Raw genomic sequence first — 23,626 nt, forward strand, 5'->3', positions numbered from 1 at the left:
TATGAATTGTGGTTTTTTAGTAAAACCCTTTTTCTTTTTATCTTCATAAAAAGAAAAGAAAAACTAAACAAACCTTTTAACGATATAGCTTTGTAAAAGGATTACAGTATAAGCAAAACTAAGGATTTCGGCAATCTTCAATTGTCGAAAAGCCAAGTTTTTCTAATATAGATTTAAGGGGTGAATCAGTTGACAGGTCAACTAGTTCAGTATGGACGACACCGCCAACGAAGAAGTTACGCTAGGATTAAGGAAGTATTAGAATTACCTAATCTTATTGAGATTCAAACGGCTTCTTATCAATGGTTTCTTGATGAGGGTTTACGAGAAATGTTTCAAGACATCTCTCCGATTCAAGATTTTACAGGAAACTTAATTTTGGAGTTTATTGATTACAGTTTAGGTGAGCCTAAATACTCTGTAGAAGAGTCGAAAGAACGAGACGTTACATATGCAGCTCCCCTAAGAGTAAAGGTGCGTCTAATTAATAAGGAAACGGGAGAAGTAAAAGAACAAGAAGTCTTTATGGGTGACTTCCCACTAATGACAGATACAGGTACTTTTGTTATTAATGGTGCGGAACGTGTTATTGTTTCACAGCTTGTTCGTTCTCCAAGTGTTTATTATAGTAAGAAAATCGATAAAAACGGAAAGAGTGGTTTTACAGCAACTGTAATTCCAAACCGTGGAGCATGGTTAGAGCTAGAAACAGATGCAAAAGACGTAGTTTATGTCCGAATTGACCGTACAAGGAAAATTCCTGTAACAGTTCTATTACGCGCTTTAGGATTTGGGTCTGATCAAGAGATCATTGATCTATTAGGCGAAGATGAATATTTAAGAAATTCATTGGATAAAGACAATACTGACGGAACGGAGAAAGCTCTTTTAGAAATTTATGAGCGACTTCGTCCTGGAGAACCTCCTACAGTTGATAATGCAAAGAGCTTATTAGAATCGCGTTTCTTTGATCCGAAGCGTTATGATCTAGCAAGTGTAGGGCGTTATAAAATTAATAAAAAATTACACATTAAGAATCGTCTCTTTAATCAACGTTTAGCTGAAACGCTAATTGATCCTGAAACAGGGGAAGTACTAGCCGAAGAAGGAGTAATTATCGATAGACGTCTACTCGATCGCTTACTTCCTTATTTGGAGAATAATGTTGGTTTTAGAAATGTAACCTTGCGTGATGGTGTAATTGAAGAAGGTGAAGTTGCTTTACAATCGATTAAAGTATTTTCACCGAATAAGAAAGAAGAAGATGAACCGATTAATGTGATCGGTAACGGCAATGTAGAAAATTCGATTAAAAATATCACCCCAGCCGATATTATTGCTTCTATAAACTATTTCTTCAATCTACTACACGGAATTGGAGATACAGATGATATTGATCATTTAGGTAACCGCCGACTTCGTTCAGTAGGGGAATTGTTACAGAACCAATTTAGAATTGGGCTCTCAAGAATGGAGAGAGTGGTACGTGAGCGTATGAGTATTCAAGATGCGAATATGATCACACCACAAGCGTTAATTAATATTCGTCCGGTGATCGCTTCTATTAAAGAGTTCTTTGGAAGCTCTCAGCTTTCTCAATTTATGGATCAGACAAACCCGTTAGCAGAGTTAACTCATAAACGTCGTTTATCTGCATTAGGGCCTGGTGGTTTAACGAGAGAGCGCGCAGGCTTTGAAGTTCGTGACGTTCACTACTCACACTACGGTCGCATGTGTCCAATTGAGACGCCAGAGGGACCGAACATTGGGTTGATTAACTCACTTTCTTCTTATGCAAAAGTAAATCAATTTGGTTTTATGGAAACACCTTATCGTCGTGTTGACCCTGAAACCGGAAAAGTAACTGAACGCATGGATTACTTAACTGCGGACGAAGAAGATAACTATGTAGTTGCACAGGCGAACGCGAAATTAGCTGACGATGGTTCATTTATAGATGAAAATATCATTGCGCGTTTCCGTGGAGAAAACACGATTGTTAAGCGTGATCGTATCGATTATATGGATGTATCACCAAAACAAGTTGTTTCTGCGGCAACTGCTTGTATTCCGTTCTTAGAAAATGATGACTCAAACCGTGCTCTTATGGGTGCGAACATGCAACGTCAAGCAGTGCCATTACTTCAACCACAGTCACCGCTAGTAGGAACGGGTATGGAACACGTTTCTGCAAAAGACTCAGGTGCAGCAGTTGTAGCTAGGTATAATGGGATTGTAGAACGTGTATCAGCTAAGTCAGTTCATGTACGTCGTCTTTTAGAAGTAGATGGAAAAGAAGTGAAAGGTGACCTTGATAAATATAACCTTTTAAAATATATCCGTTCTAACCAAGGAACTTGTTATAATCAACGACCTATCGTAAGTGAAGGAGATGTCGTTACAAAAGGTGAAATCTTAGCAGATGGCCCATCGATGGAACAAGGTGAACTTGCCCTTGGACGTAATGTTCTTGTCGGATTTATGACATGGGAAGGTTTCAACTATGAGGATGCGATTATTTTAAGTGAGCGTCTAGTAAAAGACGATGTTTATACGTCTATTCATATTGAAGAATATGAATCTGAGGCTCGTGATACGAAGCTTGGACCTGAAGAAATTACTCGCGACATCCCTAACGTCGGTGAAGATGCTCTACGTAACTTAGATGAGCGAGGTATTATCAGAGTCGGTGCAGAAGTAAAAGATGGAGACATTCTTGTAGGTAAAGTAACACCAAAAGGGGTAACAGAACTTACAGCAGAAGAACGTCTTTTACATGCAATTTTTGGTGAAAAAGCAAGAGAAGTCCGAGATACTTCACTTCGGGCGCCTCACGGTGGAGATGGGATCATCCTAGATGTGAAAGTTTTCAATCGTGAAGATGGTGACGAGCTTCCGCCTGGTGTAAATCAGCTAGTTCGTGTTTATATCGTTCAAAAACGTAAAATTCATGAAGGTGACAAAATGGCTGGACGTCACGGTAACAAAGGTGTTATTTCTAGAATTATGCCAGAAGAAGATATGCCTTATTTACCTGATGGAACGCCAATCGATATCATGCTTAATCCACTTGGGGTACCTTCGCGTATGAACATCGGACAAGTGCTTGAGCTACATTTAGGAATGGCTGCAAGAAAGCTTGGAATTCATGTCGCTTCTCCTGTATTTGATGGTGCTAGTGAGGAAGATGTTTGGGGAACCATTGCTGAAGCAGGAATGGCAAGAGACGGTAAAACAGTTCTCTATGATGGAAGAACAGGAGAGCCGTTTGATAACCGTATATCTGTCGGTATCATGTACATGATTAAGCTAGCTCACATGGTTGATGACAAACTTCATGCGAGATCTACAGGGCCATACTCACTAGTTACGCAACAGCCACTAGGCGGTAAAGCACAATTTGGTGGACAACGCTTCGGTGAGATGGAAGTATGGGCACTTGAAGCATACGGTGCAGCATATACATTGCAAGAGATTCTGACAGTTAAGTCAGATGATGTCATTGGTCGTGTGAAAACGTATGAAGCGATTGTTAAAGGTGAAAATGTCCCTGAACCTGGTGTTCCAGAGTCGTTTAAAGTATTAATTAAAGAACTTCAAAGTTTGGGTATGGATGTCAAGATGTTATCGAGCAACGAAGAAGAAATTGAGATGCGTGATCTTGATGATGAAGAAGATCAAACGAATGAAAAGCTTAATTTAAATGTTGAAACAACGGAATCTAACGGATAATAATCGTAGAACCTGAAAGCCGAAAGGGAGGTTGACCCTTTGATAGATGTAAACAATTTTGAATATATGAAAATTGGCCTTGCTTCACCGAATAAAATTCGTTCTTGGTCTCGTGGTGAAGTAAAAAAGCCAGAAACAATTAACTATCGTACATTAAAGCCAGAAAAAGACGGTTTGTTTTGTGAAAGAATTTTTGGGCCTACAAAAGACTGGGAATGTCATTGTGGGAAGTATAAGCGTGTTCGCTACAAAGGTGTAGTTTGTGATCGTTGTGGAGTAGAAGTTACGAGAGCGAAAGTTCGTCGTGAGCGTATGGGGCATATTGAATTAGCTGCCCCTGTCTCTCACATTTGGTACTTCAAAGGAATACCAAGTAGAATGGGTCTAGTATTAGACATGTCGCCGAGATCATTAGAAGAAGTTATTTATTTTGCTTCCTATGTTGTAACCGACGCAGGTGAAACGCCGCTCGATACTAAGCAACTTTTATCGGAAAAAGAGTATCGGACGTACCGTGAAAAATACGGAAAAGGTTTCTCGGCAAATATGGGTGCAGAAGCAATTAGAAAGCTTCTTGCAGATATTGATCTTGATAAAGAAGTAGATTTATTAAAAGAAGAATTAGTGACTGCTCAAGGTCAACGCCGAACGAGAGCGATAAAGCGTCTAGAAGTCTTAGAGGCGTTTAGACATTCGGGAAATGACCCTTCATGGATGATTCTCGATGTTTTACCGGTGATTCCGCCAGAACTTCGTCCGATGGTTCAGCTAGATGGTGGAAGATTTGCAACATCGGACTTAAACGACTTATACCGTCGTGTAATTAACCGAAATAATCGACTAAAGCGTTTATTAGATCTTGGAGCGCCGAACATTATTGTTCAAAATGAAAAGCGGATGCTACAAGAAGCGGTTGATGCATTAATTGATAATGGTCGCCGTGGCCGCCCTGTTACTGGTCCTGGTAACCGTCCGTTAAAATCTTTATCACATATGCTTAAAGGTAAACAAGGTCGTTTCCGTCAAAACTTACTAGGAAAACGTGTAGACTATTCTGGTCGTTCTGTTATCGTAGTAGGACCGCATTTACAAATGTACCAATGTGGTTTACCGAAGGAAATGGCTCTTGAGTTATTTAAGCCATTCGTAATGAAAGAGTTAGTAGCCCAAGGGATAGCTCATAACATTAAAAGTGCGAAACGAAAAGTTGAAAGAGTACAGCCAGAAGTTTGGGATGTTTTAGAAGAAGTGATTAAAGAGCATCCGGTTTTATTAAACCGAGCACCGACACTTCACCGTTTAGGTATTCAGGCTTTTGAACCAACTCTTGTTGAAGGTAGAGCGATTAAATTACATCCACTTGTTTGTACAGCGTATAATGCTGACTTTGACGGTGACCAAATGGCGGTCCACGTTCCTTTATCAGCAGAAGCGCAAGCGGAAGCTAGAATTTTAATGTTGGCAGCGCAAAACATCTTAAACCCTAAGGATGGTAAACCAGTTGTTACACCGTCTCAGGATATGGTACTAGGTAACTATTACTTAACACTAGAACGTAAGGATGCTGTTGGAGAGGGTGCGATTTTTAAAGATACTAACGAAGCGCTTATTGCATATCAAAATGGTTATGTTCATTTGCATAGTCGAGTGGCAATTCCGGTCGCATCTTTAAAGAAAACGACGTTTACTGAAGAACAGCAAGGTCAATTACTATTGACTTCTGTAGGTAAATTAATCTTTAATGAAATTTTACCTGAAACGTTCCCGTATATAAATGAACCAACGATGACAAACCTTCAAGTGGCAACACCAGAAAAGTACATTGTACCTCTTCACTCGAATGTGAAAGAAATTTTCCAAGAGCGTGACGTAGTAACTCCGTTCAAGAAAGGTTTCTTAGGAAATATCATTGCAGAAGTATTTAAAATCTTTAAAATTTCAGAGACATCAAAAATGCTTGATAAAATGAAAGGTTTAGGTTTCAGATACTCTACAAAAGCTGGTATTACCGTTGGGGTAGCAGATATCGTTGTATTAGCTGAGAAGAAGGAAATTTTAGAAGAAGCCGATCAGAAAGTCGATAGAGTTGTAAAACAATTCCGCCGTGGTTTAATTACGGAGGAAGAAAGATACGACCGTGTCATTTCTATTTGGAGTGCAGCAAAAGATACCATTCAAGATAAGTTAATGGGAACTCTTGATAAGTTAAACCCAATCTTTATGATGAGTGATTCTGGTGCCCGTGGTAATGCATCGAACTTTACGCAGTTTGCTGGTATGCGTGGTCTCATGGCGAACCCGTCTGGTCGTATTATTGAATTACCGATCAAATCAAGTTTCCGTGAAGGTTTAACTGTATTAGAGTACTTTATCTCTACTCACGGTGCTCGTAAAGGCCTTGCTGATACAGCTTTAAAAACAGCCGATTCAGGTTACTTAACTCGTCGTCTTGTAGACGTAGCTCAAGATGTCATCGTTCGTGATGATGATTGTGGTACGGATAGAGGATTAGATATTGCTGCAATTAAAGAGGGGACTGAAGTAATTGAAGGTTTATATGATCGATTAGTTGGTCGTGTAATCTTTAAAACTTTATATCACCCAGAAACAAACGAGGTAATAATTGCTAAAAACGAGTTAATTACTGAAGACATTGCTAATGAAATTATAGATGCTGGTATCGAAATGGTAACTATTCGTTCTGCATTTACTTGTGATACTAAACACGGTGTATGTAAGAAGTGTTACGGACGTAACTTAGCGACAGGTTCTGACGTTGAAGTAGGTGAAGCGGTAGGAATTATCGCAGCACAATCAATCGGTGAGCCTGGTACTCAGCTTACGATGCGTACGTTCCATACCGGTGGGGTTGCAGGGGACGATATCACTCAAGGTTTACCTCGTATTCAGGAATTATTTGAAGCTCGTAACCCGAAAGGTCAGTCTGTTATTTCGGAGATTGATGGTAAAGTAATTGACATTAATGATGCCAGTGAGAAAAGGGAAGTGACGGTTCAAGGTGAGATAGAATCTCGAAATTATCCAATCCCTTACGGTTCAAGAATAAAAGTTGTTGAAGGTCAAGAAGTCCAAGCTGGGATGGAATTAACAGAAGGTTCAATTGATCCAAAAGAATTGCTGAAAGTATCTGGAATTAACGGTGTACAAGAGTATCTACTTAGAGAGGTACAAAAAGTTTATCGTATGCAAGGGGTAGAAATTGGTGATAAACACGTAGAAGTGATGGTTCGCCAAATGCTAAGAAAAATCCGTGTATTAGATGCTGGTGACACAGAAGTTCTTCCAGGATCATTGATCGAGATACAACAATTTAATGCGGCTAACAAGAATGTATTGATCAATGGTGGTCAACCGGCAACAGGACGTCCTGTCCTCCTGGGGATTACGAAAGCGTCTCTTGAAACAGATTCATTCTTATCAGCAGCTTCGTTCCAAGAAACGACACGCGTCTTAACAGATGATGCGATCAAAGGTAAACGTGACGAACTTCTTGGACTTAAAGAAAATGTTATTATCGGTAAACTTGTTCCAGCTGGAACTGGTATGAATCGCTACCGTAACATTGATTTAGAGATGGAAGGTCAAGAAGAATTAGAAGTCGAAGAACAAGAATCTGAAAAAGAAATTGTTATTCATGACTAAAAATGTTGACAGTGACGAACAACGGTGTTATCATATCTAAGTGCGTCAAAGATACCTGATACTTTGGAGGATTGAAACATGTCTTATGAAAAAGTAGCACAGGCTAACAAGAAAGTTATTGGCACGAAACAGACATTGAAGGCTTTAGAAGATGGGGTCGTAGAAGAACTCTATATTGCAAGTGATGCTGATTATAAAGTGATTTATAAAGTAGCAGCTCTGGCGGAGAAAAAAGACGTCCCTACAATAAAGGTTCAATCAATGAAAAAGCTTGGAAAAGCTTGTGGAATTGATGTTTCAGCAGCCACTGTAGCGATAGTAAAGTAAATACGTTTTTGCTAAAGGTAATCCCTTTGGCAAAAACGTTACTTTTGGAAAATTATGAACCACCTGGCTCAGTGGTCTTTAAAATGTTACAAGAAAGGAGGAATTCAAATGCCTACAATTAACCAATTAATTCGTAAAGGACGTACAGACAAAGTGAAAAAGTCTGACTCTCCTGCGTTAAATAAAGGTTATAACAGCTTTAAAAAGGTTCAAACTAACCAGTCTTCACCTCAAAAACGTGGTGTATGTACTCGTGTTGGTACAATGACACCTAAGAAGCCAAACTCAGCATTACGTAAGTATGCTCGTGTACGTTTAACAAACGGCATTGAGGTTACGGCATACATCCCAGGTATAGGGCACAACTTGCAAGAGCATAGTGTTGTTCTAATCCGTGGTGGTCGTGTAAAAGACTTACCGGGGGTACGCTACCACATCGTTCGCGGTGCGTTAGATACAGCTGGAGTACAAAATCGTATGCAAGGTCGCTCTAAGTATGGTACTAAGAGACCTAAAGAAGCAAAAAAATAATAAACTTAAAAAACCAGAAAAAGGTTTAATGATTGAAAGGAGGGGAAATAATGCCTCGTAAAGGACCTGTAACTCGTCGTGATGTATTACCTGATCCACTTTATAATTCAAAGTTGGTAACTCGTCTAATTAACCGTATTATGGTTGATGGGAAGAGAGGGGTAGCACAAACGATTTTATATAAAGCTTTTGATCTAGTTCAAGAACGTACTGGAAATGATCCAATGGAAGTTTTTGAACAAGCAATTAAGAACATCATGCCAGTACTTGAAGTTAAAGCTCGTCGTGTAGGTGGTGCTAACTATCAAGTGCCGATCGAAGTTAAACCTGAGCGTCGTACGACTTTAGGACTTCGTTGGTTAGTTAACTATGCTCGTCTTCGTGGAGAAAAAACGATGGAAGAGCGTTTAGCTAACGAAATCATGGATGCTGCAAACAACACTGGATCGGCTGTGAAGAAGCGTGAAGACACGCATAAGATGGCTGAAGCAAATAAAGCATTCGCTCATTACCGTTGGTAAGATCATAAGAACTTATAATATTAATATAGTGAAAGAGGTCGGCCGGGCGTTTAGATATTCAACTGAACGTCTATCGCCGGGCTCACTCTGCTATATTTACAAAAATAACTTTCAAGAATAGGAAGGAGAAAGAACCTATGGCAAGAGAGTTCTCCTTAGAAAAGACTCGTAATATCGGTATCATGGCTCACATTGATGCTGGTAAAACAACTTGTACTGAACGTATTCTTTTCTATACAGGCCGTATCCATAAAATTGGTGAAACTCATGAAGGAGCTTCACAAATGGATTGGATGGAACAAGAGCAAGAGCGTGGAATTACAATCACTTCTGCTGCTACAACTGCTCAGTGGAAAGGTTACCGTATCAACATTATCGATACACCAGGACACGTAGACTTCACTGTTGAAGTTGAACGTTCTTTACGTGTACTTGATGGTGCAGTTGCAGTACTTGATGCACAATCAGGTGTTGAGCCACAAACTGAAACAGTTTGGCGTCAAGCAACTACATATGGTGTTCCTCGTGTAGTTTTCATTAACAAAATGGATAAAATCGGTGCTGATTTCTTATATTCTGTAGGTACTTTAGGTGACCGTTTGGCTGCAAATGCGCATCCAATCCAGTTACCAATTGGTGCAGAAGATGAGTTTGAAGGTATCATCGATTTAGTAGAAAATGTAGCGTACTACTACGAAGATGATTTAGGTACTCGTACTGAAGCTAAAGAAATTCCAGATACTCATAAGGAATTAGCTGAAGAATGGCGTACAAAATTAATTGAAGGTGCGGCTGAATTAGATGAAGATCTAATGATGAAATATTTAGAAGGCGAAGAAATCACGACGGACGAGCTTAAAGCGGCAATCCGCAAAGGTACGACTAACGTTGAATTCTACCCAGTAGTTTGTGGGTCAGCTTTCAAAAATAAAGGTGTTCAGTTATTATTAGACGCTGTTCTAGATTACTTACCTGCTCCAACAGATGTTGAGTCAATTAAAGGTACATTACCTGATACAGGTGAAGAAGTACTTAGACATTCTAGTGATGAAGAGCCTTTTTCTGCGCTTGCATTTAAAGTTATGACTGACCCTTATGTTGGTAAGTTGACGTTCTTCCGTGTTTATTCGGGTACAGTTAACTCTGGTTCTTACGTTATTAACTCTACAAAAGGTAAGCGTGAAAGAATGGGACGTATTCTTCAAATGCACGCTAACTCGCGTGAAGAAATCTCTACTGTTTATGCAGGTGATATTGCAGCTGGTGTTGGACTTAAAGATACGACAACTGGTGACTCTCTATGTGATGAGAAAAACCAAGTTATCTTAGAGTCTATGGAATTCCCTGAACCTGTAATTTCTTTATCGGTTGAACCGAAATCTAAAGCTGACCAAGATAAGATGGGTATGGCTTTAGCGAAATTAGCTGAGGAAGATCCAACTTTCAGAACGCATACGGATGAAGAGACTGGTCAAACAATCATCGCTGGTATGGGTGAACTTCACTTAGATATCCTTGTTGATCGTATGAAACGTGAGTTTAAAGTGGAAGCAAACGTAGGTGCGCCACAGGTTGCTTATCGTGAAACAATTCGTAAATCAGCAAAAGTTGAAGGGAAGTTTGTACGTCAATCTGGTGGACGTGGACAATATGGACACGTTTGGATTGAATTCGAACCTCTTGAAGAAGGCGCTGGTTTCGTATTCGAAAACAAAATTGTTGGTGGGGTAGTTCCTCGTGAATACATTCCTGCTGTACAAGCTGGTATCGAAGAATCAATGCAAAATGGTATGCTTGCAGGTTACCCGTTATTAGACCTTAAAGCTAGAATCTTTGATGGTTCATACCATGACGTTGACTCAAATGAAATGGCGTTTAAGATCGCTGGTTCAATGGCACTTAAAAATGCTAAAGCGCATTGTGACCCAGCAATTCTTGAACCAATGATGAAAGTAGAAGTTGTTGTTCCTGAAGAGTACATGGGAGATATCATGGGTGATGTAACAAGTCGTCGTGGCCGTGTTGAAGGAATGGAAGCTCGCGGAAATGCACAAGTAGTTCGTGCGATGGTTCCACTATCTGAAATGTTTGGTTACGCTACATCATTACGTTCTCGTACACAAGGACGTGGAACTTACTCTATGCACTTCGATCACTATGAAGAAGTACCAAAGAGTATTTCTGAAGAAATTATTAAAAAGCAAACAGGACAATAATTTTCTAAAGATTATTGTATCTGATTTAATTTTGTTGTAATCTAAGAAAGGCGATTTTTAAAATTCGCTTTTCCTACAAATATAAAACTATTTTTCATTTATTTTAAGGAGGAATTTCCAAATGGCTAAAGAAAAATTCGATCGTTCGAAAACGCATGCTAACATTGGTACAATCGGACACGTTGACCATGGTAAAACTACACTAACTGCTGCTATCTCTACAGTTCTTCATAAGAGGTCTGGTAAAGGTAGTGCAATGGCTTATGACCAAATTGATGGTGCTCCAGAAGAGCGCGAGCGTGGAATCACAATTTCTACTGCACACGTTGAGTATGAAACTGATTCTCGTCACTACGCACACGTAGACTGCCCAGGACATGCTGACTACGTAAAAAACATGATCACTGGTGCTGCTCAAATGGACGGCGGGATCTTAGTAGTATCTGCTGCTGACGGCCCAATGCCACAAACTCGTGAGCACATCTTACTTTCTCGTCAAGTAGGTGTACCATACCTTGTTGTATTCATGAACAAGTGTGACATGGTAGACGATGAAGAGTTACTTGAGTTAGTAGAAATGGAAGTACGTGACCTTCTTTCTGAGTACGACTTCCCTGGTGACGATGTACCAGTAATCAAAGGTTCTGCTCTTAAAGCTCTTGAAGGAGACGCTGACTGGGAAGCTAAAATCTTTGAATTAATGGATGCGGTTGACTCTTATATCCCAACTCCAGAACGTGACACTGACAAGCCATTCATGATGCCAGTTGAGGACGTATTCTCAATCACTGGTCGTGGTACAGTTGCTACTGGACGTGTTGAGCGTGGAGTAGTTAAAGTTGGTGACGTTGTTGAAATTCTTGGTTTAGAAGAAGAAGTTAAATCAACAACAGTAACTGGAGTTGAAATGTTCCGTAAGCTTCTTGACTACGCTGAAGCTGGAGACAACATTGGTGCATTACTTCGTGGTGTATCTCGTGAGGACATCCAACGTGGACAAGTTCTTGCTAAGCCAGGAACAGTTAAAGCGCACACTAAATTCAAATCAGAAGTTTATGTTCTTTCTAAAGAAGAAGGTGGACGTCACACTCCATTCTTCTCTAACTACCGTCCACAGTTCTACTTCCGTACAACTGACGTAACTGGAATTATCCAACTTCCAGAAGGCGTTGAGATGGTAATGCCAGGAGATAACATTGAAATGACTGTAGAACTTATCGCTCCAATCGCTATCGAAGATGGAACTAAGTTCTCAATCCGCGAAGGTGGCCGTACAGTAGGCGCTGGAGTTGTAGCTTCAATCACTGAGTAATTTTTAAAATTACTTTTTATAAAGGTAGTACCGATCAATTCGGTGCTGCCTTTTTGTTTGTAGTTTTGAGTTATGAGTGAAGAGTTATGAGTTGGTTGAGGGTTAATGCTGCGAAGTGTTCTGAGGTAATAATTTAAGTTTCTTCTATATAAGATGTAGGTTTTGAGTTATGAGTTATGAGTTACGAGTGAAGAGTGAAGAGTGTTGAGTTAGTTGTGAGTTAATGCTCCGAAGCATTCTTTCGTGATTAGTTAAGTCTCTTCTAGTCGAATGTTTGTATTCCGAAGTATTTCTACAAATAAAACTAATTTTAGAGCGCTAGGTGTAGAAATAGATTATTAAAATCCTACTTAATTAATTATCAAAATGTCTTAATAGGGTCTTCAACGCGATACCCACAGCAACTCAAAACTCAACATTCAAAACTCAACACTAAAGTTGGAAAAAATTATATACAGTATAAATGAATAAATTAATGGTCAACACTTGCAATAGGAGAAAGAAGTCTATATAATAGTAAAAGTGCGACCGGCAAGTGAAAAAATACTTGATTTCTTTTATATGAATGTATATAATAGAAAACGTTGGTCGTTGACAGCGATGATGTGGAAGGTTGCTGACACACCCGAGCCCGTTGCCATGGTGAAGGTGAGGAAATTTTCACGGAGTATGTCTGTTTATAAAATGGACGATAAAGGAGGTTATCAAATGGCAAAGCAAAAAATTCGCATTCGTTTAAAAGCTTATGATCACAGAATTCTAGATCAATCTGCTGAAAAAATCGTAGATACAGCTAAACGTTCAGGTGCTCAAGTTTCTGGACCGATCCCACTTCCTACAGAGAAGTCAATCTACACGATTTTAAGAGCGGTTCATAAGTATAAAGACTCTCGTGAGCAGTTTGAAATGCGCACACATAAGCGTCTTATTGATATTGTGAACCCAACTCCACAAACTGTGGATGCCCTAATGCGTTTAGACTTACCGTCAGGCGTAGATATTGAAATCAAACTTTAGTAACTAAGAAGACCAAGCAAAAAATAATGGCAAAACAAATAAATTTATTTTATCAGGAGGTGTGACTCATGACCAAAGGAATCTTAGGGAAAAAATTAGGTATGACTCAAGTTTTCACAGAAAAAGGTGATGTAGTACCTGTAACAGTTATTGAAGCGGCTGCTAACGTAGTACTTCAAAAGAAAACTGTTGACTCGGATGGCTATGAAGCAATTCAATTAGGGTTTGATGATGTGAAATCTTCTCGTGTAACAAAACCGGCGAAAGGCCATGCATCAAAGGCTGAAGCTGCTCCTAAGCGCTTCATGAAGGAAATTCGTGGCAATGACTTAGCTGCTTACGAAGTTGGTCAAGAAGTCAAAGTAGATACATTCAGCGAAGGTGACGTAGTAGACGTAACAGGTACATCTAAAGGGAAAGGTTTCCAAGGTGCTATTAAGCGTCATAACCAATCTCGTGGACCTATGTCTCACGGATCACGTTATCACCGTCGTCCTGGTTCAATGGGACCAGTTGCTCCAAACCGTGTTTTCAAAGGTAAATTATTACCTGGACGTATGGGTGGAGAGCAAATCACTGTACAAAATCTTGAAATTGTAAAAGTTGATACAGAGCGCAACTTGCTTTTAGTCAAAGGTAATGTACCGGGTGCTAGAAAGAGTTACGTTACTATTAAGAGCGCTGTTAAAGCGAACTAATCAACAGAAGGGAAAGGAGGATACCTCATGCCAAAAGTTGCATTATATAACCAAAACGGAACGCAAGTTGGCGATATCGAGTTAGCAGATACTGTTTTCGGTATTGAGCCAAACAATAGTGTATTACATGATGCTGTTGTAATGCAGCAAGCTTCTTTACGTCAAGGTACACATGATGTAAAAGGACGTTCTGAAGTACGTGGTGGTGGACGTAAACCATGGCGTCAAAAAGGAACAGGACGTGCGAGACAAGGTTCTATTAGATCACCTCAGTGGGTTGGTGGTGGTGTAGTATTCGGACCAACACCTCGTAGCTACAGCTACAAATTACCAAAGAAAGTACGTCGTTTAGCAATCAAATCAGCCTTAGCATCGAAAGTGCAAGCTGAAGAAATTGTAGTACTTGAAGGGTTAAATTTAGATACTCCTAAAACAAAGGAAATGGTGTCAATTTTAAACGGTTTATCAGCTGAACATAAAGCGTTAGTAGTTACTGCTGATTACAATGATAATGTTGCATTATCAGCTCGTAACATCCCTGGAGTAACATTCGTTACTGCAGATGGAATTAACGTTCTTGATGTATTAAAGCATGATAAATTAGTAATTACTAAAGAAGCCGTTCAAAAGGTAGAGGAGGTGCTAGCGTAATGGAAAACGCTCGTGACATCATTAAGCGCCCCGTGATTACAGAACGTTCTACTGACTTAATGTCTGAGAAGAAATATACTTTCGAAGTAGATGTTCGTGCAAACAAAACTCAAATTAAAGATGCTGTTGAAGAAATCTTTGGAGTAAAAGTTGCTAACGTAAATACGATGAATTACAAGGGTAAGTTCAAAAGATTTGGACGTCACTCTGGATATACGCCTCGTCGCAAAAAAGCTATCGTTACGTTAACTGCTGAAAGCAACGAATTAGAATTTTTTGAAGGTGTTTAAGTTTTAAGTGAAGGAGGGAAATAACAATGCCGATTAAAAAGTATAAACCGACCTCAGCTGGTCGTCGTGGTATGTCTGTATTAGACTTCCAAGAGATCACAACTGATAAGCCGGAAAAATCATTACTAGCGCCGAATCATAAAAAAGGCGGACGTAATAACCAAGGTAAATTGACAGTTCGTCACCAAGGTGGTGGACACAAGCGTCAATACCGTGTAATTGATTTCAAGCGTAACAAAGATGGAATTCCAGGACGCGTTGCTACGATCGAATACGATCCAAACCGTACTGCTAACATTGCATTAATTAACTATGCTGATGGAGAAAAGCGTTACATTCTAGCACCAAAAGGACTTAAAGTTGGTATGGAATTAATGAGTGGACCTGATGCTGATATTAAAGTTGGTAACACATTACCGCTTATTAACATTCCAGTTGGTACTGTTATTCATAATATTGAGTTAAAACCTGGTCGTGGAGGACAATTAGTTCGTTCTGCAGGAACTGAAGCTCAATTATTAGGTAAAGAAGGTCAATACGTATTAGTTCGTCTAAATTCAGGCGAAACTCGTATGATCCTATCTACTTGCCGTGCTACAATTGGTCAAGTTGGTAACCTTGAACATGAACTTGTGAACATTGGTAAAGCTGGACGTTCTCGTTGGTTAGGTAAAAGACCTACAGTTCGTGGATCTGTAATGAACCCTAACGATCACCCACACGGTGGTGGTGAAGGCCGTTCGCCAATCGGACGTAAATCACCAATGTCTCCATGGGGTAAACCAACTCTTGGATACAAAACTCGTAAGAAAAACAAACATTCCGACAAGTACATCGTACGTCGTCGTAAAAAATAACGGGGTTGCGCTACGGTTCAATGGAGCCGTAGGTCAATCACGAAGGGAGGTACACTCATGGGTCGTAGCTTAAAAAAGGGACCTTTTGTCGATGATCACTTGATGAAAAAAGTTGTTGTAGCAAACGAAACAGGTGACAAGAAAGTGATTAAATCTTGGTCACGTCGCTCAACAATCTTCCCAGAATTTATCGGACACACAATCGCTGTATATGATGGTCGTAAACATGTACCGGTATACATCTCTGAAGATATGGTTGGTCATAAGTTAGGTGAATTTGCACCGTCTAGAACTTATAAAGGCCATGCTGCAGATGACAAAAAAACAAGACGCTAATAGGAGAGGAGGTACTCTATATGCAAGCAAAAGCAGTTGCTAAACAAGTGCGTATTGCTCCTCGTAAAGTACGTCTAGTTGTAGACTTAATTCGGGGCAAGCAAGTCGGTGAAGCGATAGCGATCCTTCGCCACACACCAAAAACAGCTTCTCCAGTCGTTGAAAAGCTGTTGAACTCTGCAATTGCAAATGCAGAACATAACTATGAAATGGACGTTAATAACTTAGTTATCAGTGAAGCATTTGTTGATGAGGGAGTAACATTAAAAAGATTTCGTCCTCGTGCTATGGGACGTGCAAGTAGAATAAACAAACGCACTAGTCATATTACTATCGTTGTTTCAGAAAAGAAGGAGGGATAAAGCGTGGGTCAAAAAGTAAATCCTATCGGACTTCGTGTCGGAGTAATCCGTGACTGGGAGTCAAAATGGTACGCTGAAAAGGACTATGCTGATCTATTACACGAAGATATCAAAATCCGTGAATATATTGAGAAGCGCCTTAAAGATGCATCTGTATCTAAAATTGAAATCGAACGCGCTGCTAACCGCGTGAACGTAACTGTTCATACTGCCAAGCCTGGAATGGTTATTGGTAAAGGTGGTTCGGAAGTTGAAGCTTTACGTAAAGCATTAAACCAACTAACAAACAAGCGAGTTCATATTAATATTTTTGAAATCAAACAAGCAGATATGGACGCTAAATTAGTAGCAGAAAATATCGCTCGTCAATTAGAAAATCGTATTTCATTCCGTCGTGCAATGAAACAAGCAATCCAACGCACTATGCGCGCTGGAGCTAAAGGAATTAAAACTGAAGTATCTGGTCGCTTAGGTGGCGCGGATATCGCTCGTTCTGAACATTATAACGAAGGAACTGTTCCACTTCACACTTTACGTGCTGATATTGATTACGGAACAGCAGAAGCTGACACTACTTATGGTAAACTAGGAATTAAAATCTGGATTTATCGTGGTGAAGTCCTTCCAACGAAAGGAACGAAAAAAGAGGAAGGAGGAAAATAATTATGTTATTGCCTAAACGTGTTAAATACCGTCGTGAACATCGAGGAAAAATGCGCGGACGTGCAAAAGGTGGAACTACAGTACATTTTGGTGAGTTTGGTCTTCAAGCTACAGAAGCTTCATGGATCACAAACCGTCAAATCGAATCTGCTCGTATTGCGATGACTCGTTACATGAAACGTGGCGGTAAAGTTTGGATTAAAATTTTCCCATCAAAGCCTTACACTGCAAAACCTCTTGAGGTGCGAATGGGTTCCGGTAAAGGTGCTCCTGAAGGATGGGTAGCAGTTGTTAAACCTGGAAAAGTTATGTTTGAAATTGCTGGGGTTTCTGAAGAAGTAGCTCGTGAAGCGTTACGTTTAGCTTCTCATAAATTACCTGTAAAATGTAAATTTGTAAAACGCGAAGAAGTGGGTGGTGACGCAAATGAAAGCTAATGAGATTCGTAACTTAACCACTGCCGAGATCGAACAGAAAGCAAAGTCACTTAAAGAAGAGTTATTCAACCTACGCTTTCAATTAGCGACTGGACAGTTAGACAATCCAGCCCGCATTCGTGAAGTTCGTAAAGCAATAGCTCGTGCAAAAACAGTATTGCGTGAGAGAGAGCTAGGAATAACTAACGAATAAATTGAAAGGAGGTTTCCACAATGACTGAGCGTAATCGACGTAAGGAATATACTGGTAAAGTTGTATCTGATAAAATGGATAAAACAATTACGGTAGTAGTAGAAACTTACAAAACTGATAAGTTGTACGGCAAACGTGTTAAGTACTCTAAAAAGTTTAAAGCACATGATGAAAACAACGCTGCAAAAATCAACGATATCGTAAAAATCATGGAAACTCGTCCGTTATCGAAAGATAAGCGTTTCCGTTTAGTAGAAATCGTAGAAGAAGCAGTTATTATCTAATAAAGATAGATCTGGTATTGTTTCCGAAGGGAGGTAAGATCGCATGATTCAACAAGAATCTCGTTTAAAAGTAGCTGATAACTCAGGAGCACGTGAAGTGCTATGTATTAAAGTATTAGGTGGTTCAGGCCGCAAAACAGCTAATATCGGTGATGTAATTGTTTGCTCGGTGAAACAAGCAACACCAGGAGGCGTTGTCAAGAAAGGTGACGTTGTTAGAGCTGTAATTGTTCGTTCAAAGAGTGGTGCGCGTCGTAATGACGGTTCATATATCAAATTTGATGAAAATGCAGCAGTAATTATTAAGGACGATAAGAGTCCACGTGGAACTCGTATCTTCGGACCTGTTGCTCGTGAATTACGTGAAAGACAATTCATGAAGATCGTTTCACTAGCTCCAGAAGTTCTTTAATAAAGAAATTCGACGCTTATTTTGAAAATTTAAGGACGGATTTTATATAGAAATTTATTGCCTTTTAAGGAGGTGCGATTATGTCAACACCTAAAATGCATGTTAAAAAAGGTGACACTGTAAAAGTGATCTCTGGAAAAGATAAAGGTAAACAAGGCGTTATTTTAGAAGCATTCCCAAGTAAAGGTCGTGTACTTGTTGAGGGAGTAAACATGGTGAAAAAGCATGCGAAACCATCACAAGCGAACCCACAAGGTGGCATCTTAAACCAAGAAGCGCCAATTGCTTCATCTAACGTTATGCCTATCGATCCAAAAACAGGTGAACCTACACGTGTAGGATATAAAGTAGAGAACGGTAAAAAAGTACGTATTGCAAAAAAATCTGGCGAAGCATTAGATAAGTAGTCAGGTCTGAAAGGAGGTCAATCACATGAATCGTTTAAAAGAAAAGTACCAAAACGAGATCGTCCCTTCTCTTGTAGAGAAATTTAACTACAGCTCTGTTATGGCTGTACCAAAGATCGAAAAAATCGTTGTAAATATGGGTGTTGGTGATGCCGTTTCTAACGCGAAAGCTTTAGATAAAGCAGTAGAAGAACTAACTCAAATTACTGGTCAAAAACCACTTATCACAAAAGCTAAAAAGTCGATCGCTGGCTTTAAGCTTCGTGAAGGTATGCCGATTGGTGCGAAGGTAACACTTCGTGGCGAGCGTATGTATCAGTTCTTAGATAAATTAATCGCAGTATCTTTACCGCGTGTACGTGACTTCCGTGGAATTTCTAAAAAAGCATTTGACGGTCGTGGAAACTACACTTTAGGTGTTAAAGAACAATTAATCTTCCCAGAAATCGATTACGATAAAGTTGATAAAGTACGCGGAATGGATATCGTTGTTGTTACAACAGCAAATTCTGATGAAGAAGCTCGTGAGTTACTAACTCAAATGGGTATGCCATTTCAAAAATAATCGATAAATATTAGAAGAAGGAGTGAAAACTTTGGCGAAAAAGTCTATGATTGCAAAGCAGAAGCGCCCTCAAAAGTTCAAAGTGCAAGAGTATACTCGTTGCGAACGTTGTGGTCGTCCTCACTCAGTCATTCGTAAATTCAAATTATGTCGGATTTGTTTCCGTGAATTAGCATATAAAGGTCAAATCCCTGGCGTTAAAAAAGCAAGCTGGTAATTTCCAAGTACGGGAAGGAGGTAAAATAGATGGTCATGACAGATCCTATTGCAGACATGCTTACTAGAATTCGTAATGCGAACACTGTTCGTCACGAAAAGCTTGAGCTACCTGCATCAAACTTGAAAAAAGAAGTCGCTGAAATCCTTAAGCGTGAAGGATTCGTTCGCGATGTTGAGTTTATTGAAGATAACAAGCAAGGTATTATCCGCATTTTCTTAAAGTACGGTGCGAACAATGAGCGTGTAATCACAGGTTTAAAGCGTATCAGTAAGCCAGGCTTACGTGTATATGCAAAAGCTACTGAAGTACCTCGTGTTCTTGGTGGTTTAGGAATTGCTCTCGTATCTACTTCTAACGGAATTCTTACTGATAAAGAAGCACGTCAACAACAAGTAGGCGGAGAAATCCTAGCATACGTTTGGTAAGAAGATTGATAAGAAACGGAGGTGTAATGAATGTCTCGTATTGGTAATAAACCAATTGAAATCCCATCTGGTGTAACTATTACATTAGCTGAAAATAATATTACTGTAAAAGGACCTAAAGGTGAGCTTGCTCGTGAAATTCACCCTGACATGGTTGTAAAAGTAGAAGAAAATACTCTTACAGTTGAGCGTCCTTCTGATAATAAAGAACACCGTTCGCTACACGGTACTACTCGTAGTATCATCAACAACATGGTTGAAGGTGTAACGAAAGGTTATGAAAGAGCATTAGAACTTATCGGGGTTGGGTATCGTGCATCAAAGCAAGGTACTAAACTAGTTCTTAATGTAGGATATTCTCACCCAGTAGAAATCGAACCTGAAGCGGGCCTTGAAGTAGAAGTTCCTGCTAACACTAAGGTTATCGTTAAAGGGATCGACAAAGAACGTGTTGGTGCACTAGCATCAAATATCCGTTCTGTACGTTTACCTGAACCATACAAAGGAAAAGGTATTCGTTATGAAGGTGAGTATGTTCGTCGTAAAGAAGGAAAAACTGGTAAGTAATAGATAAGATAACGGAAAGGACTGACGTTCAATGATTACGAAGCCAAGTAAAAATCTGGCACGTAAAAAGAGACATGCACATGTTCGCCGCTCAATCACTGGAACTGCTGAACGTCCTCGTTTAAATGTATTCCGTTCTTCTAAGCATATCTATGCACAATTAATTGATGATGTTGCAGGTGTAACTGTAGCTAGTGCTAATAGCTTAGATAAAGAACTTAATCTTGAAAACGGCGGAAATATTGAAGCAGCACAAAAAGTTGGCGAGTTAGTTGCAAAACGTGCTAAAGAAAAAGGTTTTGAAACAGTTGTATTTGACCGTGGAGGATACTTATACCATGGGCGTGTTAAAGAATTAGCAGACGCAGCCAGAGAAGCTGGATTGCAATTCTAAAGAACAAAGGAGGGAAAATAATGCGCATTGACCCAAATACTTTGGAACTAGAAGAAAAAGTAGTAGCGGTCAACCGTGTAGCGAAAGTTGTTAAAGGTGGACGTCGTTTCCGCTTTGCTGCATTGGTTGTAGTTGGAGATAAAAATGGTCACGTTGGCTTTGGAATGGGTAAAGCTCAAGAAGTGCCAGAAGCAATTCGTAAAGGAATTGAAGATGCAAAGAAAAATTTAGTTGCAGTGCCGATCGTAGGTACTACAATTCCACACCAAATCATCGGTCACTTCGGTGCTGGTAACGTATTATTAAAACCTGCTAGTGAAGGTACTGGAGTAATCGCTGGTGGTCCAGTTCGTGCAGTACTAGAACTTGCTGGTGTTGGTGACATCTTATCTAAGTCTTTAGGTTCAAACAACCCTATTAATATGGTTCGTGCAACTGTTACTGGACTTAAAAACTTAAAAAGAGCTGAAGATGTTGCAAAATTACGCGGAAAATCCGTAGAAGAACTATTAGGATAAGGAGGGAACTTAAATGGCTAAGAAATTAGAAATTACCCTCACTAGAAGCTTAATTGGTCGCCCTGAGGATCAACGTGTTACTGTTAACACTTTAGGTTTACGTAAAATGCATCAAACAGTTGTACAAAATGACAATGCTGCTACTCGCGGTATGATTAATAAAGTATCTCATTTAGTAACTGTTAAAGAAATTGAAGCTTAATTTTTATAGATTGAGGAGGTGCTCACATGAAACTTCACGAACTGAAGCCTGCTGAAGGCTCAAGGAAAACACGTAATCGTGTAGGACGTGGTATTGCTTCTGGTAACGGAAAAACTGCTGGACGCGGACATAAAGGTCAAAACTCTCGTTCTGGTGGTGGGACTCGTCCAGGTTTTGAGGGTGGTCAAAACCCATTATACCGTCGTTTACCTAAACGTGGTTTTACGAACCCAACTCGTAAAGAGTTTGCGATTCTTAACCTTGATCAGTTAAATCGTTTCGAAGATGGTACTGAAGTAACTCCAGAGTTACTTATTGAAACAGGTACTGTAAGTAATGCAAAGGACGGAATTAAGATCCTCGGTAATGGTAAGCTTGAAAGAAAGCTTACTGTGAAGGCTAACAAATTCTCTGCTTCTGCAGTAGAAGCGATTGAAGCTGCTGGCGGAAAAACTGAGGTGATTTAATGTTTCAAACGATCTCCAATATTTTGCGTGTGGGTGATTTGCGACGAAAAGTCTTTTTCACCCTGCTAATGCTCATAGTATTTAGGATCGGAACATTTATACCTGTCCCTGGAGCTAATGCAGAAGTATTACAATTTCAGGATCAAATGAACGCTTTCGGTTTCTTAAATACGTTTGGTGGTGGCGCCCTTGAGAATTTCTCGATTTTCGCTATGGGGATTATGCCATACATTACTGCATCCATCATTGTGCAACTTTTACAAATGGATGTCGTACCAAAGTTTGCAGAATGGGCAAAACAAGGAGAAGCGGGAAGACGTAAATTAGCTCAGTTTACCCGTTATGGAACAATTCTACTAGGCTTTGTGCAAGCGATAGGAATGTCTATCGGATTTAACCGACTCATTCCAGGCTTGATTCCAAATCCGAGTGTCGCAAAATATATTTTTATTGCATTAGTGTTAACTGCAGGAACAGCCTTTTTAATGTGGCTAGGTGAACAAATCACTGCAAAGGGCGTAGGGAACGGCATTTCAATACTCATTTTTGCAGGGATTGCAGCAGGTATCCCTAATGCAGTAAACCAAGTGTACGCAACTCAAATTGAAACAGCTGGCGAGCAATTATTCCTAGCGATTGTAACGGTCGTATTATTAATTCTCGTAATGTTGGCGATTGTTGTTGGTGTGATCTTTGTGCAACAAGCATTGAGAAAAATACCAGTACAATATGCAAAACGTTTAGTTGCAGGAAAGCCACAAGGTGGCGGTTCTACACACTTACCATTAAAAGTTAACGCTGCTGGGGTTATACCAGTTATCTTCGCTTTATCATTGTTTATATTTCCACCAACTGTGGCTGGATTTATCGGTGATGATAGTGCAGTAGCTAGTTGGATCACAGCAAACTTTGATTATACTCAACCGTTTGGGATGCTTGTCTATGCGGGCTTAATCATCGGGTTTACGTATTTTTATACGTTCATCCAAGTTAATCCAGAGCAGATGGCAGAAAACCTCAAAAAGCAAGGTGGCTATGTCCCTGGCATTCGTCCCGGTAAAACAACTCAAGTTTACTTAACTAGAATTTTGTATCGTTTAACATTTGTTGGTGCTATCTTCTTAGCGACAATTTCGATCATCCCAGTGTTCTTTACAGCACTAACGAACTTACCACCGGCAGTTCAAATTGGCGGTACTGGATTGTTAATTGTTGTTGGTGTAGCATTAGATACGATGAAACAAATTGAAAGTCAATTAATTAAACGACACTATAAAGGATTTATTAAGTAATGTAGGCATTGGGGAGCAATACCTTCCCATATGCCCAAGTTGTAAATAAAAGGACGATGGAGGGGAT

Annotated in this window: 29 protein-coding genes; all 29 read left to right on the forward strand. The window is 39.7% G+C overall.

Annotated features, from left to right (window positions below; translation table 11 throughout):
* Nucleotides 1–189 precede the first annotated feature (189 nt).
* The 29 genes from rpoB (at nt 190) to secY (ending at nt 23,559) form a co-directional block, all read left to right on the forward strand.
* Nucleotides 190–3,732 (forward strand): DNA-directed RNA polymerase subunit beta, encoded by a 3,543-nt coding sequence (rpoB, locus tag BKP35_RS00145; RefSeq protein WP_071311371.1) that lies wholly within the window; start codon nt 190–192, stop codon nt 3,730–3,732.
* A gap of 39 nt (nt 3,733–3,771) precedes the next feature.
* Nucleotides 3,772–7,395 (forward strand): DNA-directed RNA polymerase subunit beta', encoded by a 3,624-nt coding sequence (gene rpoC, locus BKP35_RS00150; RefSeq protein WP_071311372.1) that lies wholly within the window; start codon nt 3,772–3,774, stop codon nt 7,393–7,395.
* Nucleotides 7,396–7,473: 78 nt separating this feature from the next.
* Nucleotides 7,474–7,722 carry a 50S ribosomal protein L7ae-like protein gene (locus tag BKP35_RS00155; protein WP_071311373.1) on the forward strand — a complete coding sequence of 83 codons (249 nt, stop codon included), beginning with the start codon at nt 7,474–7,476 and terminating at the stop codon, nt 7,720–7,722.
* A 108-nt stretch (nt 7,723–7,830) separates the two neighbouring features.
* The gene (rpsL, locus tag BKP35_RS00160) at nt 7,831–8,253 is read left to right on the forward strand and encodes a 30S ribosomal protein S12 (protein WP_071311374.1); all 423 of its coding nucleotides are present in this window, start codon (nt 7,831–7,833) and stop codon (nt 8,251–8,253) included.
* A gap of 50 nt (nt 8,254–8,303) precedes the next feature.
* A complete protein-coding gene (rpsG, locus tag BKP35_RS00165; RefSeq protein ID WP_071311375.1) occupies nt 8,304–8,774 on the forward strand; it encodes a 30S ribosomal protein S7 in 471 nt (156 codons plus the stop codon).
* 137 nt (nt 8,775–8,911) lie between these two features.
* Entirely contained in the window at nt 8,912–10,990 is a 2,079-nt protein-coding gene (gene fusA, locus BKP35_RS00170; RefSeq protein WP_071311376.1) for an elongation factor G, read from the forward strand.
* Nucleotides 10,991–11,111: 121 nt separating this feature from the next.
* The gene (gene tuf, locus BKP35_RS00175; RefSeq protein WP_071311377.1) at nt 11,112–12,302 is read left to right on the forward strand and encodes an elongation factor Tu; all 1,191 of its coding nucleotides are present in this window, start codon (nt 11,112–11,114) and stop codon (nt 12,300–12,302) included.
* Nucleotides 12,303–13,010: 708 nt separating this feature from the next.
* Complete coding sequence (rpsJ, locus tag BKP35_RS00180) at nt 13,011–13,319, forward strand: 30S ribosomal protein S10 (protein ID WP_071311378.1); 309 nt, start codon at nt 13,011–13,013, stop codon at nt 13,317–13,319.
* 68 nt (nt 13,320–13,387) lie between these two features.
* The gene (rplC, locus tag BKP35_RS00185) at nt 13,388–14,017 is read left to right on the forward strand and encodes a 50S ribosomal protein L3 (RefSeq protein WP_071311379.1); all 630 of its coding nucleotides are present in this window, start codon (nt 13,388–13,390) and stop codon (nt 14,015–14,017) included.
* A 27-nt stretch (nt 14,018–14,044) separates the two neighbouring features.
* Nucleotides 14,045–14,668: a 50S ribosomal protein L4 gene (gene rplD, locus BKP35_RS00190; RefSeq protein WP_071311380.1), complete on the forward strand. Its 624-nt coding sequence runs from the start codon at nt 14,045–14,047 to the stop codon at nt 14,666–14,668.
* Complete coding sequence (rplW, locus tag BKP35_RS00195) at nt 14,668–14,958, forward strand: 50S ribosomal protein L23 (protein WP_071311381.1); 291 nt, start codon at nt 14,668–14,670, stop codon at nt 14,956–14,958. Before rplD ends, rplW begins: the two co-directional genes overlap by 1 nt.
* Nucleotides 14,959–14,984: 26 nt before the next feature.
* On the forward strand, nt 14,985–15,815 hold the full coding sequence (gene rplB, locus BKP35_RS00200; RefSeq protein WP_071311382.1) for a 50S ribosomal protein L2: 831 nt from the start codon (nt 14,985–14,987) through the stop codon (nt 15,813–15,815).
* Between the two features lie 57 nt (nt 15,816–15,872).
* Nucleotides 15,873–16,151 carry a 30S ribosomal protein S19 gene (rpsS, locus tag BKP35_RS00205; protein WP_071311383.1) on the forward strand — a complete coding sequence of 93 codons (279 nt, stop codon included), beginning with the start codon at nt 15,873–15,875 and terminating at the stop codon, nt 16,149–16,151.
* A 20-nt stretch (nt 16,152–16,171) separates the two neighbouring features.
* Nucleotides 16,172–16,513: a 50S ribosomal protein L22 gene (rplV, locus tag BKP35_RS00210; protein WP_071311384.1), complete on the forward strand. Its 342-nt coding sequence runs from the start codon at nt 16,172–16,174 to the stop codon at nt 16,511–16,513.
* Between the two features lie 3 nt (nt 16,514–16,516).
* Nucleotides 16,517–17,176, forward strand: coding sequence for a 30S ribosomal protein S3 (gene rpsC / locus BKP35_RS00215; RefSeq protein WP_071311385.1), 660 nt, complete (start codon nt 16,517–16,519; stop codon nt 17,174–17,176).
* 2 nt (nt 17,177–17,178) lie between these two features.
* Nucleotides 17,179–17,613 (forward strand): 50S ribosomal protein L16, encoded by a 435-nt coding sequence (gene rplP, locus BKP35_RS00220; protein ID WP_071311386.1) that lies wholly within the window; start codon nt 17,179–17,181, stop codon nt 17,611–17,613.
* Nucleotides 17,603–17,806 carry a 50S ribosomal protein L29 gene (gene rpmC, locus BKP35_RS00225; RefSeq protein ID WP_071307874.1) on the forward strand — a complete coding sequence of 68 codons (204 nt, stop codon included), beginning with the start codon at nt 17,603–17,605 and terminating at the stop codon, nt 17,804–17,806. Before rplP ends, rpmC begins: the two co-directional genes overlap by 11 nt.
* A 20-nt stretch (nt 17,807–17,826) precedes the next feature.
* The gene (gene rpsQ, locus BKP35_RS00230) at nt 17,827–18,090 is read left to right on the forward strand and encodes a 30S ribosomal protein S17 (protein ID WP_071311387.1); all 264 of its coding nucleotides are present in this window, start codon (nt 17,827–17,829) and stop codon (nt 18,088–18,090) included.
* Nucleotides 18,091–18,133: 43 nt separating this feature from the next.
* Nucleotides 18,134–18,502 (forward strand): 50S ribosomal protein L14, encoded by a 369-nt coding sequence (gene rplN / locus BKP35_RS00235; protein ID WP_071311388.1) that lies wholly within the window; start codon nt 18,134–18,136, stop codon nt 18,500–18,502.
* 95 nt (nt 18,503–18,597) lie between these two features.
* Nucleotides 18,598–18,909: a 50S ribosomal protein L24 gene (rplX, locus tag BKP35_RS00240; RefSeq protein WP_071312189.1), complete on the forward strand. Its 312-nt coding sequence runs from the start codon at nt 18,598–18,600 to the stop codon at nt 18,907–18,909.
* A 25-nt stretch (nt 18,910–18,934) separates the two neighbouring features.
* Nucleotides 18,935–19,474: a 50S ribosomal protein L5 gene (gene rplE, locus BKP35_RS00245; RefSeq protein WP_071311389.1), complete on the forward strand. Its 540-nt coding sequence runs from the start codon at nt 18,935–18,937 to the stop codon at nt 19,472–19,474.
* 31 nt (nt 19,475–19,505) lie between these two features.
* Entirely contained in the window at nt 19,506–19,691 is a 186-nt protein-coding gene (rpsN, locus tag BKP35_RS00250; RefSeq protein ID WP_011064535.1) for a 30S ribosomal protein S14, read from the forward strand.
* A 29-nt stretch (nt 19,692–19,720) separates the two neighbouring features.
* Nucleotides 19,721–20,119, forward strand: coding sequence for a 30S ribosomal protein S8 (gene rpsH / locus BKP35_RS00255; protein WP_071311390.1), 399 nt, complete (start codon nt 19,721–19,723; stop codon nt 20,117–20,119).
* Nucleotides 20,120–20,149: 30 nt separating this feature from the next.
* Nucleotides 20,150–20,686, forward strand: coding sequence for a 50S ribosomal protein L6 (gene rplF, locus BKP35_RS00260; protein ID WP_071311391.1), 537 nt, complete (start codon nt 20,150–20,152; stop codon nt 20,684–20,686).
* Between the two features lie 31 nt (nt 20,687–20,717).
* A complete protein-coding gene (gene rplR / locus BKP35_RS00265) occupies nt 20,718–21,080 on the forward strand; it encodes a 50S ribosomal protein L18 (protein ID WP_071311392.1) in 363 nt (120 codons plus the stop codon).
* A gap of 17 nt (nt 21,081–21,097) precedes the next feature.
* Nucleotides 21,098–21,598: a 30S ribosomal protein S5 gene (rpsE, locus tag BKP35_RS00270; RefSeq protein ID WP_139192780.1), complete on the forward strand. Its 501-nt coding sequence runs from the start codon at nt 21,098–21,100 to the stop codon at nt 21,596–21,598.
* Between the two features lie 13 nt (nt 21,599–21,611).
* On the forward strand, nt 21,612–21,800 hold the full coding sequence (gene rpmD, locus BKP35_RS00275; protein ID WP_071311394.1) for a 50S ribosomal protein L30: 189 nt from the start codon (nt 21,612–21,614) through the stop codon (nt 21,798–21,800).
* Nucleotides 21,801–21,826: 26 nt separating this feature from the next.
* Complete coding sequence (gene rplO / locus BKP35_RS00280; RefSeq protein ID WP_071311395.1) at nt 21,827–22,267, forward strand: 50S ribosomal protein L15; 441 nt, start codon at nt 21,827–21,829, stop codon at nt 22,265–22,267.
* Entirely contained in the window at nt 22,267–23,559 is a 1,293-nt protein-coding gene (secY, locus tag BKP35_RS00285; protein WP_071311396.1) for a preprotein translocase subunit SecY, read from the forward strand. The genes rplO and secY overlap by 1 nt, the downstream gene beginning before the upstream one ends.
* The last annotated feature ends 67 nt before the right edge of the window (nt 23,560–23,626 follow it).

Source organism: Anaerobacillus arseniciselenatis, from assembly GCF_001865995.1.
GTDB lineage: Bacteria > Bacillota > Bacilli > Bacillales > Anaerobacillaceae > Anaerobacillus > Anaerobacillus arseniciselenatis.